This window comes from Cupriavidus sp. 05T313 (assembly GCF_056396665.1).
Window position 1 is genome coordinate 1 of sequence record NZ_JBFTLX010000528.1, and the last position, 1,062, is coordinate 1,062.

The 1,062-nt window shown below is 57.6% G+C and carries 1 protein-coding gene; it reads right to left on the reverse strand.

What is annotated here, in order from left to right; translation table 11 throughout:
• Positions 1-159: 159 nt before the first annotated feature.
• A partial coding sequence (locus AC1DKD_RS41480) for a CBASS cGAMP-activated phospholipase (RefSeq protein WP_477144769.1) occupies positions 160-1,062 on the reverse strand: 903 nt, incomplete at its 5' end.

Consider the following 1,062-nt stretch of genomic DNA (forward strand, 5'->3'; position numbering starts at 1 on the left):
GTACTTCAGTGCTCGCCTCTTCGATGGCGGGCCGTAGGTACTCGCGAATCTTGTTCTTGCAATCAACCAAGACCTGGCGTTGCTCCGGTTCAACCTCGATATTATCCCCGAAGGTCCCGTTAGCGACGGTCGAGTAAAACAGTCGAGTCAGCTTCAGCATCACGCCACCTTCAGGTTGTTAACACGTGGCCCGTAGTAGTAGGTCGGCACGGGCGCATTGTGGTCCATGAAATTGCCAAACGCCGCGCTGCCGACGAAATCCTTGGCAGCCTCGGCCGCAGACCCGAGCAGGACCTCGCGGGCGGCAGCATCTGCTTTATCCAACGCCACGGCTTGCGACCGTTCGTCGGTGAGTACGTCATCAATATGGACGTAGTTCCCATTGGGAAACTGGTGGCGCAGCATGTGGTCGCTCATCGCTTCCTGCGCCGAAATCCCAAGGCCAAAAAGTCGCTTGGGTGCATTGACCGGCCACCAGCCACCCCAATCGATGGTTCCGCCAGCGCGATTCCGCTTCGGATTGACTGTGAATTTCGACGACATCGTCCCAATTGACAGTACGCCGACATCCCCTTCAGCCCGTGAGGCGCCCAAAAATTTGAAAGCTTCGTGAACACCAAGCAGCCCTGGCGCATTCGCAAACAGGCCGCCGTCGACGTACTGGCAGTTGTTGAACACGTAGCGGGGGAAAACTATTGGCGCCGCGCTAGTTGCCATCGCGACGTCGACCACTCGATGACGATGGTCAGTCTTGAAGTCGGGGTGATGAGGCGTTTTGAAGACTACCGGCAGGCCGCGCGTGTAGTTGATGGAAGGAACAATGACGGGGTGCAGGCATTCGCCGACGAGTCGCTCACCAAACACCTCCTCTCCCAACAGGTACTTGAACAGTGGTTGGCTGCTGTACTGGGACCGAAAAAGGCCACGGCCGGAAAAGCGCCTACGAAAAATTTCTGCGCCGTGTTTTTCGAACAGCTTCACCATCCGTTGCGCAGGAATCTCGAGAGCAACCGCTAGCGCCAGGATGCCACCGATAGACGTGCCGGCGATGAGGTCGAACCG